The organism is Nonomuraea sp. NPDC001684 (assembly GCF_053596515.1).
The window spans coordinates 1-13,274 of the sequence record NZ_JBSFGJ010000088.1 but is presented as its reverse complement, the minus strand read 5'-3'; the positions used below and the strand labels follow the sequence as shown (position 1 = coordinate 13,274).

11 protein-coding genes are annotated in these 13,274 nt (G+C 71.7%); 6 read left to right on the top strand and 5 right to left on the bottom strand.

From position 1 onward, the window contains the following. Window positions 1–103: 103 nt before the first annotated feature. Both ACWCSD_RS18475 and ACWCSD_RS18470 read left to right on the top strand, forming a co-directional pair. Window positions 104–910, top strand: a complete 807-nt coding sequence (locus ACWCSD_RS18475) for an SAM-dependent methyltransferase (protein WP_397162424.1) — start codon at window positions 104–106, stop codon at window positions 908–910. Between the two features lie 9 nt (window positions 911–919). Next, window positions 920–1,819: a TIGR03619 family F420-dependent LLM class oxidoreductase gene (locus ACWCSD_RS18470; RefSeq protein WP_449916294.1), complete on the top strand. Its 900-nt coding sequence runs from the start codon at window positions 920–922 to the stop codon at window positions 1,817–1,819. 29 nt (window positions 1,820–1,848) lie between these two features. Here the strand turns inward: ACWCSD_RS18470 and tpx are convergent, their stop codons facing one another. Both tpx and icmF read right to left on the bottom strand, forming a co-directional pair. Continuing rightward, complete coding sequence (gene tpx / locus ACWCSD_RS18465; protein ID WP_449916291.1) at window positions 1,849–2,349, bottom strand: thiol peroxidase; 501 nt, start codon at window positions 2,347–2,349, stop codon at window positions 1,849–1,851. A 140-nt stretch (window positions 2,350–2,489) separates the two neighbouring features. Further along, window positions 2,490–5,696, bottom strand: coding sequence for a fused isobutyryl-CoA mutase/GTPase IcmF (icmF, locus tag ACWCSD_RS18460; protein WP_449916289.1), 3,207 nt, complete (start codon window positions 5,694–5,696; stop codon window positions 2,490–2,492). A gap of 126 nt (window positions 5,697–5,822) precedes the next feature. Between icmF and ACWCSD_RS18455 the strand changes: the two genes are divergently transcribed. After that, a complete protein-coding gene (locus ACWCSD_RS18455; RefSeq protein ID WP_449916286.1) occupies window positions 5,823–6,875 on the top strand; it encodes a glucose 1-dehydrogenase in 1,053 nt (350 codons plus the stop codon). 11 nt (window positions 6,876–6,886) lie between these two features. Here the strand turns inward: ACWCSD_RS18455 and ACWCSD_RS18450 are convergent, their stop codons facing one another. Together ACWCSD_RS18450 and ACWCSD_RS18445 are read right to left on the bottom strand one after the other, a co-directional pair. Next, window positions 6,887–7,876, bottom strand: a complete 990-nt coding sequence (locus ACWCSD_RS18450) for a CHAP domain-containing protein (RefSeq protein ID WP_449916283.1) — start codon at window positions 7,874–7,876, stop codon at window positions 6,887–6,889. Between the two features lie 115 nt (window positions 7,877–7,991). Continuing rightward, a complete protein-coding gene (locus ACWCSD_RS18445; protein WP_352349865.1) occupies window positions 7,992–8,762 on the bottom strand; it encodes a PP2C family protein-serine/threonine phosphatase in 771 nt (256 codons plus the stop codon). A 75-nt stretch (window positions 8,763–8,837) separates the two neighbouring features. Between ACWCSD_RS18445 and ACWCSD_RS18440 the strand changes: the two genes are divergently transcribed. Beyond that, window positions 8,838–10,685 (top strand): HsdM family class I SAM-dependent methyltransferase, encoded by a 1,848-nt coding sequence (locus tag ACWCSD_RS18440; RefSeq protein WP_449916281.1) that lies wholly within the window; start codon window positions 8,838–8,840, stop codon window positions 10,683–10,685. Window positions 10,686–10,723: 38 nt separating this feature from the next. Further along, on the top strand, window positions 10,724–11,620 hold the full coding sequence (locus ACWCSD_RS18435) for a serine/threonine-protein kinase (protein WP_352349861.1): 897 nt from the start codon (window positions 10,724–10,726) through the stop codon (window positions 11,618–11,620). Here ACWCSD_RS18435 and ACWCSD_RS18430 read toward each other — a convergent pair. Continuing rightward, window positions 11,604–12,566, bottom strand: a complete 963-nt coding sequence (locus tag ACWCSD_RS18430; protein WP_449916278.1) for an alpha/beta hydrolase-fold protein — start codon at window positions 12,564–12,566, stop codon at window positions 11,604–11,606. The genes ACWCSD_RS18435 and ACWCSD_RS18430 overlap by 17 nt on opposite strands. Window positions 12,567–12,756: 190 nt before the next feature. Between ACWCSD_RS18430 and ACWCSD_RS18425 the strand changes: the two genes are divergently transcribed. Then, window positions 12,757–13,274 (top strand): extracellular solute-binding protein (locus ACWCSD_RS18425; protein ID WP_449916276.1); only part of this gene is annotated, 518 nt, incomplete at its 3' end.

The following is a 13,274-nucleotide window of genomic DNA, read 5'->3' as shown; positions in this document are numbered from 1 at the left end:
GGTTGCGTTTTCCTGAAATATGCGTAGCACCACTCTTATGTCGGTATAGATCCGTAGAATCCCGGTAAAGATCGTTAAAACTGTGTGATCGGGGGCTCGACGGTTGGAGCACGAGGCATCGGATTTCGATCCGAACACGCCGAACGTGGCACGGCTCTACGACTACTACCTCGGCGGCAAGGATCACTTCCCGGTCGACCGCCAGGCGGCCGAGCGCATCCTCGCGGTGGCGCCCGAGGTACGGGCGGCGGCGCGGGCCAACCGCGCCTTCCTCGGCCGCGCCGTACGCCACCTCGCCGAGTCCGGGATCAGGCAGTTCCTCGACATCGGCACGGGGCTGCCGACCCAGGGGAACGTGCACGAGGTGGCCGCCAAGGTCGCCCCGGGCTCCCGCGTCGTCTACGTCGACCGTGACCCCGTGGTGCTGGTGCACGCCAGGGCGCTGCTCACCGGCCACGGCGAGGACACCACGGTGGTCGAGGGCGACCTGCGCAACCCGGGCGACATCCTGCGCGACCCGGAGGTGCTGCGGACCATCGACTTCAGCCGGCCGGTCGCCGTGCTGCTGGTGGCGATCATGCACTTCATCGAGGAGTCCGACGACCCGGAGCGGATTTTGAAGACCCTGCGTGAGGCCATGGCGCCGGGTAGTTACCTGGTCATGTCCCACGGCACCAGCGACGCCCGTCCCGACGCGGTCAGCGCGGGCACCGAGGTCTACCGCAACGCCACCGCGCGGCTGGCGCTGCGCAGCCGGGCCAGGATCAGGGAGCTGTTCGAGGGGTTCGAGCTGGTGGAGCCCGGTCTGGTGTGGCTGCCCGAATGGCATCCCGACCAGGCGGACACGATCGACTTCATGGACCGCCCCGAGTCGTCGCTCATCGTGTGCGGCGTGGCCAGGAAGGTCTAGGACGCGCCCATGGACCTCGGCCTCGCCGTCCCGCAGTACGGCAGGTTCGCCGCGCTGGGCAGCGTGAGGCGGGTGGCCCGCGAGGCCGAGGCGATGGGGTTCGCCGGCCTGTGGGCGGGCGACCGGCTGCTGACGCCGCTGCGGCCCCAGGACCGCTATCCCGGGGGCGACGGCAGCGTGCCTGAGGCTCATCGGGTGTTCCTCGACCCGTTCGCGGTGCTGGCGGTGGCCGCGTCCGTGACCTCGTCGGTCCGGCTGGGAACCAGCGCGCTCAACGCCTGCTGGTACCCCCCGCCGGTGCTGGCCCGCTCGCTCACCACGATCGACCACCTGAGCGGCGGCCGGCTGGCGGCGGGCCTCGGCCTCGGCTGGTCCTCCGACGAGTACGCCGCCGTCGGGGTGCCATGGAAGGGGCGGGCCGAACGTTACGAGGCCACCCTCGACGCCCTGGAGGCGATCTGGGGCGCGGACCCCGTGACGTTCGAGCACGAGCTGTGGACGATCGCGCCCAGTCACATCGACCCCAAGCCGGCCCGCCGCCCGCCGCTGCTGCTGGCCGGGTTCGCCGCGGAGGCGTTGCGCCGGATCGGGCGCAGGGGCGACGGCTGGCTGACGGCTGCGCTGCCCGTGCCCGTGCTCCTGTCGATGTGGGAGACGGTCAGGGAGAGCGCCGAGCAGGCCGGACGCGATCCCGACGCCCTACGCATGATCCTGCGCTCCAACCCCGTGATCACCCCCGACGGCGCCCCGCCGCGGAGCGGCACGGTGGCCGAGATCGCGGCGTACCTGTCGCAGGCGGCGGAGGCCGGGGTCCACGAGGTCATCCTGGACCTCCAGCACACCGCCGCCGACGACGACCACCTGCTGGAGCTGGCCGCCGACTTCCGCGAGCGTCTCGGCGCGGTTTGAGCGCGGCTTGAGCGCGGCTTGAGCGCGGGTTACTTGAGCGCGGAGAGCGCGCCCTCGTAGTCGGGCTCCTGGGTGATCTCGGGCACCAGCTCGGAGTAGACCACGTTGTCGTCGGCGTCGATCACGACGACCGCGCGCGCGGCCAGGCCGGCCAGCGGGCCCGACTCCTGGGCCACGCCGTAGTCGGTGAGGAACTCGCGCCCGCGCATGAGCGACAGCATGGTCACCTTGTCCAGGCCCTCGGCGCCGCAGAACCGGTTCTGGGCGAAGGGCAGGTCGGCCGAGACGCAGAGCACGACGGCGTCGGGGTGCTCGGACGCGACCTGGTTGAAGCGGCGCACGGAGGCCGCGCAGACGCCGGTGTCGACGCTAGGGAAGATGTTGAGCACCTTGGTCTTGCCGGCGAAGTCGGCCAGCGTGCGGTCGGACAGGTCGGTGCCGACCAGCTTGAAGGCGGGCGCGGCGTCGCCGGGCTTCGGGAAGGCGCCGCCCACGGTGATCGGGTTGCCCTTGAAAGTGACGTCGGACATGAAAGCCTCCTGATAGCGATGTTCCCCGACCAGCGATCCTAGCGGCGCGATCTCCCCCACGCCGTAGCGGCTCGGGCACGGCACAGCGGCGGCCCGGAAGCGGCGGCCGCCGCCCGCCGGGCCGTCGTCCGTCGCTGTGCCTAGACGTTGCGCCGGTACTGGCCGCCCGCCTCGAACAGGGCCTCGGTGATCTGGCCGAGCGAGCAGACCCGGGCCGCGTCCATCAGCACCGCGAACGCGTTGCCGTCGGACATCGCGACCTCGCGCAGCCGGGACAGCTCCGCGGGCGCCTGCGACCGGTTGCGCTCGTGGAAGGCGTGCAGGCGGTCGAGCTGCGACTGCTTCTCCTCCTCGGTGCCCCTGGCCAGCTCCAGCTTGTGCGGGTCGGACTGCTCGGCGCCGGGGTTGCGGAAGGTGTTGACGCCGATGATCGGCAGGGATCCGTCGTGCTTGCGCATCTCGTACAGCATCGACTCGTCCTGGATCTTGCCGCGCTGGTAGCCGGTCTCCATCGCGCCGAGCACGCCGCCCCGGTCCGACAGCCGCTCGAACTCGGCCAGCACGGCCTCCTCGACCAGGTCGGTCAGCTCGTCGATGATGAACGAGCCCTGCAGCGGGTTCTCGTTCCTGGCCAGGCCCCACTCGCGGTTGATGATGAGCTGGATCGCCATCGCCCGGCGCACCGAGTCGGCGGACGGGGTGGTGACGGCCTCGTCGAAGGCGTTGGTGTGCAGGCTGTTGCAGTTGTCGTAGATGGCGATCAGGGCCTGCAGGGTGGTGCGGATGTCGTTGAAGGACATCTCCTGGGCGTGCAGCGAGCGGCCCGAGGTCTGGATGTGGTACTTGAGCTTCTGGGAGCGCTCGGCCGCGCCGTAGCGCTCGCGCATGGCCACCGCCCAGATCCGGCGCGCCACCCGGCCGAGCACGCTGTACTCGGGGTCCATGCCGTTGGAGAAGAAGAACGACAGGTTCGGCGCGAAGTCGTCGATCCGCATCCCCCTGGCCAGGTACGCCTCCACGTACGTGAACCCGTTGGCCAGGGTGAACGCGAGCTGGCTGATCGGGTTGGCCCCCGCCTCGGCGATGTGGTAGCCGGAGATGGAGACCGAGTAGAAGTTCCTGACCCCGTTCTGGATGAACCATTCCTGGATGTCGGCCATCATCCGCAACGAGAACTCGGTGGAGAAGATGCAGGTGTTCTGCCCCTGGTCCTCCTTCAGGATGTCGGCCTGGACCGTGCCCCTGACCGTGGCCAGCGTACGGGCGCGCAGGTCGCGGGCCTCCTGCTCGTCGGGCTCGCGGCCCTGCTCGGCGCGGAAGCGGTCGAGGGCCTGGTCGAGCGCGGCGTTGAGGAAGAAGGCCAGGATCGTGGGCGCCGGGCCGTTGATCGTCATGGACACCGACGTGTTGGGCGCGGCCAGGTCGAACCCGTCGTAGAGCACCTTCATGTCGTCGAGCGTGGCGATGGACACGCCCGAGGTGCCGACCTTTCCGTAGATGTCGGGACGCAGGTCGGGGTCGTGGCCGTACAGGGTGACCGAGTCGAAGGCGGTGGACAGCCGGGTGGCGGGCTGGCCCTCCGACAGCAGCTTGAAGCGCCGGTTGGTGCGGAACGGGTCGCCCTCGCCGGCGAACATCCTGGTCGGGTCCTCGTCGTCGCGCTTGAACGGGAAGACCCCGGCGGTGAACGGGAACGACCCTGGCAGGTTCTCCGAGCGCAGGAAGCGCAGCAGGTCGCCGTGGTCGCTGAAGCGCGGCAGGGCCACCCGCGGGATGCGGTTGCCGGACAACGTCTCGCGCCAGAGCGGGGTGTGGATCTCCCGGTCGCGGATCTTCACGACCAGCTCGTCGCTGCGGTACGCCTCCTTGATCGCGGGCCAGCCGTCGAGCAGGCGGCGGCTCTCCTCGCTCAGCTCGCCCTCGGCCTGCTCGGCGAGCCCGGCCAGCCGGGCGTCCTCGCCGTCCAGGAGCTCCCGCACGGCGGCGAGCTGCTGACGGCGGCGCGCGACCTCCGCCTGGGCCAGCGTCTCGGCGTGGTAGGTCCGGACGGAGTCGGCGATGTCGGACAGGTAGCGGGCGCGGGCGGGCGGGACGATGGCCGCGGCCGCCTTGGAGGTGCGCTCGGTCACGACGGGCAGCAGCCCCGGCCCGACGTCCTCCAGCATCAGGCCCTTGAGGTGCTGGTAGAGGGCGGTGACGCCGGCGTCGTTGTAGCGGGCGGCGATCGTGCCGAAGACCGGCATGTCCTCGGGCGACTGACCGAACGCCTCCCGGTTGCGCACGAGCTGGCGGCGCACGTCGCGCAGGGCGTCCTCGGCGCCGCGGCGCTCGTACTTGTTGATGACGACGGCCTCGGCGAAGTCGAGCATGTCGATCTTCTCCAGCTGGGAGGCGGCGCCGAACTCGGGGGTCATGACGTAGATGGGCACGTCGACGTGCGGGACGATGCCGGCGTCGCCCTGGCCGATGCCGGGGGTCTCCACGATCACCAGGTCGTAGCCGGCCGCGCGGCACGCGGTGACCACGTCGTCGAGGCAGGCGGGGACCTCGTTGGCGGCCCCGCGGGTGGCCAGCGAGCGGAAGTAGGTCTGGGGGCCCAGGCTGTTCATCCTGATGCGGTCGCCGAGCAGCGCGCCGCCGCCGCGCCGGCGGGTGGGGTCGATGGCGAGGATAGCGATGCGCAGTTTGTCGTCGTTGTCCACCCGGAACCGGCGGACCAGCTCGTCGGTGAGCGAGGACTTGCCCGAACCGCCCGTGCCGGTGATGCCGAGCACCCGCGCCGGACGCTCCTGGACGGCGACCGCCGCCTTCAGCCCCTCGGCCAGCTCGGCGGGGGCGCGGCCGGACTCCATGAAGGTGATCGCGCGGGCCAGCGCCGCCTGGTCGCCCGAGAGCACGGCCTCGACCGACGGCGGGTCGCCGAGCTCGTGGTCGCACTCCTCGATCAGCTTGTTGATCATGCCGGGCAGGCCGTACCGCTGGCCGTCCTCGGGCGAGAAGATGCGCGTGACGCCCCGCTCGTGCAGCAGCTCGATCTCCTCGGGGACGATCACGCCGCCACCGCCGCCGTACACCTTGACGTGACCCGCGCCGCGCTCGCGCAGCAGCTCGACCAGGTAGGTGAAGAACTCGACGTGGCCGCCCTGGTAGGAGCTGATGGCCACGCCCTGGACGTCCTCCTGGACGGCGGCCGTGACGATCTCGTCCACGGACCGGTTGTGGCCGAGATGGATCACCTCGGCCCCCTGCGTCTGGAGGATGCGCCGCATGATGTTGATCGCCGCGTCATGGCCGTCGAACAGCGCCGCGGCGGTCACGAAACGAACAGGGTACGCCGGAACGTGCACGCCTGATCACTCCTTTGTGAGGGGACCCTCCTGCGAAAGATACTAGGACGTCCAACTATTTCGATAGTAGGACGTCCTCGTAGCTCCTTCCGGTCTGGGTAAGGACTGCCCCAGGGGGTGACGCCGATGCGCGCGTTGACGTTCGAGCCGGGCCGACAGGGGACGCTAGAGGTGGAAGAGGTGCCCGAGCCGGAGCCGGGGCCAGGGGAACTGCTCGTGCAGGGGCTGGCGCTGGGGGTCTGCGGCACCGACAGGGAGCTGGCGGCGGCCGAGTACGGCTGGGCGCCGCCCGGCAGGAGCCGCATGGTCATCGGCCACGAGTCGCTCGGCCGGGTGCTCCAGGTGCCCGACGGGTCCGCCTTCTCCCCCGGCGACCTGGTCGTGGGCGTGGTGCGCCGGCCCGATCCCGAGCCGTGCGGGGCCTGCGCGCGGGGCGAGTTCGACATGTGCCGCAACGGCCGCTACACCGAGCGCGGCATCAAGGAGATCGACGGCTACGCCAGCGAGCAGTGGGCGGTCGAGGCCGGGTACGCCGTGCGCCTGGACCCGTCGCTGGAGAGCGTGGGCATGCTCGTCGAGCCGACGTCCGTGGTGGCCAAGGCGTGGGAGCACATCGAGCGCATCGGCTCGCGCGCCTGGTTCGAGCCGCGCACGGTGCTGGTGACCGGCGCGGGGCCGATCGGGCTGCTGGCGGCGCTGCTGGGCCGGCAGCGCGGGCTGGAGGTGCACGTCCTGGACCGGGAGGCGGGCGGGGCCAAGCCCGCGCTGGTGGCCGACCTGGGGGCGACGTACCACGTGGGCTCCGGCCTGGACGCCTTCACCGACGACAAACCGGACATCATCATCGAGGGCACGGGCGTGGGGCAGCTCGTCATGGAGGCGCTGACCTGCACGTCCGCGGCCGGGATCGTCTGCCTGGCCGGGCTCGGCGCGGGCGGGCGCACCCACCGGCTGGACGTCAGCGAGATCAACCGGGACATCGTCCTGGAGAACGACGCGATCTTCGGCACCGTCAACGCCAACCTCCGCCACTTCAGGGACGCCGCGACCGCCCTGGCCCAGGCGGACCGGAGCTGGCTCGAACGCCTGGTCACCCGGCGCGTCCCCCTCAGCCAGGCGAAGGACGCCTTCAGCCACGAGCCGGGCGACGTCAAGGTGGTCCTCGACCTGACCTCCTGATCCTCGCGGCCTCAGCTCTTCGGGGTGTAGGGCCTGCGGCGGTTGGCGGGCACATGGCCCGCGCCCGTCCTGCCGTCGCGCGGGGCGGGCACCTCGGGCGCCGCCGCCCGGACGGCGCGGGACCGGAGCGCGGCGGAGGAGGACGGTCCGGCCTGCGCGGGAGGGCCGGCGGGCGCGGCGGGGGCGGCGCCCACGCGGATCCCGCCGGCCTCGCGCGGCGGCGGCGCGGGGGTCAGCACGGTCACGCGCGGCGCCCAATCCTCGTCGTCCCTCGTCCGGCCGGCGCCGCGGCCCTCTGGCGCGTTCCAGAACCGCAGCCAGCCGAAGCGGCGGTGGACGCCACGACGGCGGCCGGTCACCCGTAAGGAGAGCACGACGGTCACCAGCACCATCGCGACCAGCAACGCGGGCGGCGTGCCCAGGACGTCGAGCGGCGAGGACCGGCCCGCGTCCGTACGCGGCGCGGGCACGAACGGCCGCTCGGTCGACCGGATCTCGGTCGCCTGGTCGGCCGCGGCCTTGACCACCCGGGGAAGGCCGTAGCCGACGACCTTGTCGGTGTCCCTGACCTTGCGCTTGAGCCAGACGCGGTCGACGTTGGCCTCGATGGTGTGGATCTTCTTGCCCTCGACCCGTTCCACGATCCCAACGTGGTCGACGCCCTTGTAGCTCTTCCCGCCGCCCCAGTCGAAGAAGACCAGCGCGCCGGGCTCGGGCCGCTGCGCCCAGGCCTTCTGCTTGATGAACCAGGCGGCGTGGGACGGCGTCCAGGCGAACTGCCCGACGTACGGGCCGAGGCCGGTCTTGTCGGCCGCCCAGGCGATGAACATGTCGCACCAGGGCGCGTTGCGGTATTGGGTGTCCTGGACGCGATCCGCGTACCACTGGCCGAATTTGGTGCTCTGGCCGCTCTTCTCCTTGTAACCGAGTTCCTGCCGTACCTGCTTCAGCAGCGCGTCCGCGATCGGGTCCAGGGTGACTCCTCCCCGAAAAACCGACAAATCACGATGGACTGTAGTAGCGCCATCGCGAAATTGCTCGAATCATTCAGAAAGTGTCTATTTATGGGCCCAAATTTCGGCATTGGGACGCATGTGACGGGTGGTGCGTCCCTCGTCAGGCTCCGGCGCCCACGCGGTAGACGCTCACCTCGCCCGCGCCCGGCGCCACCACGTCGGCCACGATCACGGTGACGTTGTCCGGCGAGCCGCCCTCGTTCGCCAGGTCGATGAGCCGCTGGACGGCCGCCGCCGGGTCTGCCACCGTGGTCAGCACCTCGTGCAGGACCTCGGGCCCGAGCACGGTGGTGAGCCCGTCGGAGCAGAGGAGGTAACGATCGTCAGGCTCGGCCTCGCGCAGCGCCATGTCCGGTTCGGCCCTGCCCTCGCTGCCCAGGACGCGCAGCACCATGGAACGCCGGGGGTGCACGGCGGCTTGATCCTCCGTTATCCGCCCTTCGTCCACCATCGACTGCACAAGTGTGTGATCCTTGGTCATCTGATAGAGCGCACCATCACGAAGCAGGTATCCGCGGGAGTCACCCAGATGAGCAAGGGCGAACCGGTAGCCGTCCCACAGCATGGCGGTCACCGTGGTCCCCATCCCCCGGCGGGCGGGGTCGATGTCGGCCAGTTCGACCAGCCTGCGGGCCGCCTCGTGCACGGCGCCCTCCAGGGCCGCCTCCAGGTCCGAGCCGGTCTCGGGAAGCGTGGCATCCAGCTCGCGCATGACGGCGATCGCCGCCGAGCTCGCCAGCTCGCCCGCCGCGTGCCCGCCCATGCCGTCGGCAACCACGAGCAACCGGCCACTCGCATAGCCGGAATCCTCGTTCTGCTCCCTGCGACGGCCCACGTCTGATCCGGCGGCATAGCGGATGTTGTGCTTCATACCCAGCAGTAAATCATTGGTTGAAAGACTTCACAAGCAGATGCGCTGAAGACTCTTGTGAACTACTGTGGCCTCATGAGCCACGACCCGACCGTGAACGCCGGGGACATCGCCCGGCTCGCCGGTGTCGGGCGTGCCGCGGTGAGCAACTGGCGCCGCCGCCACGACGACTTCCCCCAGCCGATCGGCGGAACCGCGAACCAGCCGCTGTTCTCGCTGCGGCAGGTCGAGTCCTGGCTGCGCCGCTATGGGAAGTCCTACCAGGTCTCGCTGGGAGATCGGGTGTGGCAACGCCTGAAAGCCGCCGGCGATCTGCGGCTGGGCCATCTGGTCGCCCAGGCTGGAACGTTGCTGACCAGCGGGAAGAGCGAGCTGGAGCCCGAGCTGGCCGGGCTCGTGTCGGAGCTGGCCGAGCGCCACGGCGCGCTGACGGCCTACGAGTTCCTCTGCGAGCGATACCTGGAGGCCCACTCCCGTCAGCTCTCGGTCACCCGCCACGACGTGGCCGAGCTGATGCTGCGGCTGGTCCGCGCCGAGGGCGCCACCGTCCTCGACCCGGCCTGCGGGGTCGGCACCCTGCTCCTGCCGCCGGCCGCCGCGCTGCCCGGCGCGCTTCCCGGCGGGGCGGAACGGTCCGGAGCCGTTCCCGGCGACCCTCCGCCCGCCGCGGGCGACGACCCGCCGCCGGGCCGGCCCGCCCGGGTGCTCGGGCAGGAGCTCAGCGAGACCTCGGCCGCCATCACCGCCGCCCGCCTGCGGCTGCGCGGCATCGAGGCCGACATCGTGGCCGGCGACTCCATGCGGCTCGACGGCTTCCCCGAGCTCAAGGCCGATGCCGTGGTGTGCGATCCGCCGTTCAACGAGCGGGCCTGGGGTTACGAGGAGCTGACCGGCGACCCGCGCTGGGAGCACGGCCTGCCGCCGCGCGGCGAGCCCGAGCTGGCCTGGGTCCAGCACTGCCTCACCCACGTCCGGCCCGGCGGCCTGGTCGCCGTGCTCATGCCGCCGGCCGCCGCGAGCCGCAAGGCGGGCCGCCGGATCAGGGCCAACCTGCTGCGCGCCGGAGCCCTGCGCGCGGTGGTGGCGCTGCCCGGCTCCGACCTGTGGCTGCTGCGCCGGCCGAGGGCGGGCGAGCGGCCGCCGTCGGAGGTGCTCATCCTCGACGCGACGGCCGACCTGGCGCCGGTCGAGCCCGCCTGGCTGGCCTACCTCGACGACCGCTCCGACCAGACCGTGCGCATCATCGACCTGCTGGCCGACGAGGTCGACATGACCCCGGCCCGCCACCAGCGCCGCGACGACGTCGGCCGGGCCTTCGCGCAGGCCCGCGACCGGTTCCTGGCCGCCGCGGCCGTCCCGCCGGACCTGAAGGTGCTCGACCAGCCGCTCGACCAGCCGTCCACGACGCTGGGCGACCTGATCAAGGAGGGCCTGGTGAGCACGTCCCAGGCGCCGCCCAAGATGGCCGCCGACGGGGGCGACGTGGCCGTGCTCACGGCCGACGACGTGCTGAGCGGCGGCGCGCCCTCCGGCCTGACCACCATGCAGCCCGGCCTGATCGTGATCCGTCCCGGCGACGTGGTGGCCTCCTACTCCGGGGTGCGGGTGATCGCCGAGGGCGGCGCGGTGCTCGGCCCCCACCTGACCCTCTACCGGGTCGACGCCCGCCGGCTCGACCCTGACTTCCTGGCCGGCTTCCTGCGGGCCGCGGGCGGCCGGGTGACCACCGGGTCCAGCAGGTTCGACGTGCGCCGCACCCGCGTGCCGCGGTTGTCGCTGAAGGAGCAGAAGGCGTACGGGGAGGCGTTCAGGCAACTGGCCGTGCTGGAGGACGCGCTGCGCGAGACCTCGACCCTCGGCCGCACGCTGATCAGGCTCGGCCTCGACGGGCTGGCCGACGGCCATCTGCACCCGCAGTCCTGACGGTGTAGTTTTTCCCGAAAGGCTGCGTGGAGGGGCGAATGGTCATCGGCGACCGCTATGAGCTCGACGACCTCCCCCTCGGGCAGGGCGGGATGGGCGCGGTCTACGCGGGGCACGACCGCCACCTCGACCGCAGGGTGGCGGTGAAGCTGCTCAGGCTGCCCAGCGGCCCCGACCACGAGCTGGAACGCCGCTTCATCCGCGAGGCGCGCATCCTGGCCAGGCTGGAGCATCCGGGCGCGCCCGTGCTCTACGACTTCGGCACCCACGAGCAGCGGCTCTACCAGGTGATGCAGTTCATCGAGGGCGTCACCGTGGCCGACGTGGTCAGCGAGCACGGCCCGCTGCCGGTGCCGTGGGCGGCGGCCATCGCGGCCCAGGCGTGCGCGGTGTTGTCGGCGGCCCACGCCCTGGCGATCTGCCACCGCGACCTCAAGCCGACCAACCTCATGCTCTGCCCTGACGGCAGCGTCAAGGTGCTCGACTTCGGGCTGGCGCTGCTGCGGGACGCCGACGTCACCACGTTCACCCGCATCGGCCAGATCCTCGGCACGCCGGCGTACATGGCCCCCGAGCAGATCCAGCACGGCGTGGCCGAGCCGCGCAGCGACCTGTACTCGCTCGGCTGCGTCCTGCACGAGATGCTGACCGGGCGGCAGCTGTTCACCGGGCCGACCGACTACGTGGTGTTCGAGCAGCAGGTCAAGGAGCGCCCGCCGGCCATCCCCGGGCTTCCCGACGAGCTGGGCGCGCTGCTGGCCGAGCTGCTGGAGAAGCAGCCGGAGAACCGTCCGGCCGACGCCGACGAGCTGTACGAGCGGCTGGCCCCCTTCGCCGTCGAGCTGCCGATGCTCCCCGGCTTCCTGACCGAGGCGCCGAGCCCCGGCCGCATGTACGCCCGCATGGTGGGCCGCGTGCTCAGCCGCCGGTCGTAGCGCCCCGGAGCCCGGCGAAGGCGGCGATCAGGGCGTCCCCCAGGCGGTCGCGCCAGCAGTAGCGGTCGTGGCCGCCGTCGAACTCCCGGTAGTCCGCCGCCGCGCCGAGGACGGCCCGCAGCCGCTCGGTCGGGCCGTGCATGTCGTCGTCCTCCAGGCTGCCGAGTTGGAGGTGCACGCGCGGCACCGGGCCCCTGGCCAGCTCGCCCGTCAGCCATTCGGGCTCGGGGCCGTCCGGCCACCAGAACGAGCCCGACTGCGACACCGCCGCCGCGAACCTGCCGGGATGCCGGTGGGCGGCGTAGACGGCGGTGAGCCCGCCGAGGCTCTGACCGGCGATCACAGTGAAGCCGTCGTGGGGCAGGGCGTCCACGAAGCCGGGGTCGCAGGTGAGCCGGGCCGTGCGCTCGGGACCCGACTCGACCAGCCAGGCCCGCACCGGCGGGATGCGGCCGGCCGCGATGAGGTTGTCGAGGATGACGGGCAGGTCCTCGGTCCACTCCTCGCCGTCGAGCGCGACCAGCGAGCCGACCGGCGGGAGCGCGGGCTCGTACCGGAACCCGGCGGGCTCGCGGACGAGCCGGTGGCGGCGCCGGCCGGGGACCAGCCACGGCGAGGACGGGGTCGTCTCGGCGATCGAGAAGCCCCGCCACAGGCGGGGGTTGAGCGGGTCGGCGACCTGTGCGCCGTCCACCTGGAGGCGGTAGGAGGCGCGCCAGCCGCGCCGCACGCGGAAGGTGCGGCTCCACAGGCCCGGCCCGCGCTCCAGCAGGGCGTCGGCGCCGTCGGGACGCAGCCTGCCGGCCAGGACGCGCACCTCGCGGGCGGGGCCGTGCCACAGGAACGTGACCGTGTCGTGCTCGTCGTCGAGCCGGGTGACGACGGGCGTGACGGTCGCGCCGGGGCGCGGACCCGGCAGGGTGTCGGGCGGAAGGTCGCTCGTCAAGGCGGGCCGCTCCTCAGTCCGGTCGGGGACGTTGCAGCACCCTACCCCACTCGCCCTCGACCGGCTCTGAACGCGCTCTCTTGGTAACGCCGATCGTTATGCGGACCCCGTTGACAGGGCGGCGTGACGGCCGCCAATCTGGCGAGAGAGCGCTCTCTCACATCCCCCGTTCTCCCCCAGGAGGGTTTCCATGACCCCTCGTGTCCGGCGGCTCGCCCTGCCCGTGCTCACCGCGTCCCTGCTCGCGCTGGCGACGGCCTGCGGTGGCGGCGGCGGCAGCCCCACCACCGAGGCGAGCGCCAAGCCCGGCGAGAAGATCAAGCTGTCCATCGGCCTCTTCGGCGACTTCGGCTTCAAGCCGCTCTACGAGGAGTACAAGAAGACCCACCCGAACATCGAGATCACCGAGGCCGTCACCCAGTTCAACGACCACCACAACAACCTGGTCAAGCGCCTGGCCACGAACGCCGGCGCGGGTGACGTCGAGGCCGTCGAGGTGGGCTACATCAGCACGTTCACCTCCCAGCCCGGCAAGTTCGTCGACCTCAAGCAGTACGGGCTGGACAAGCGCCAGGGCGACTACCTCGACTGGAAGTGGCAGCAGGGCCTCAGCAAGGACGGGCAGCAGCTCCTCGGCCTCGGCACCGACGTCGGCGGCCTGGCCATGTGTTACCGCAAGGACCTGTTCAAGAAGGCCGGGCTGCCGAG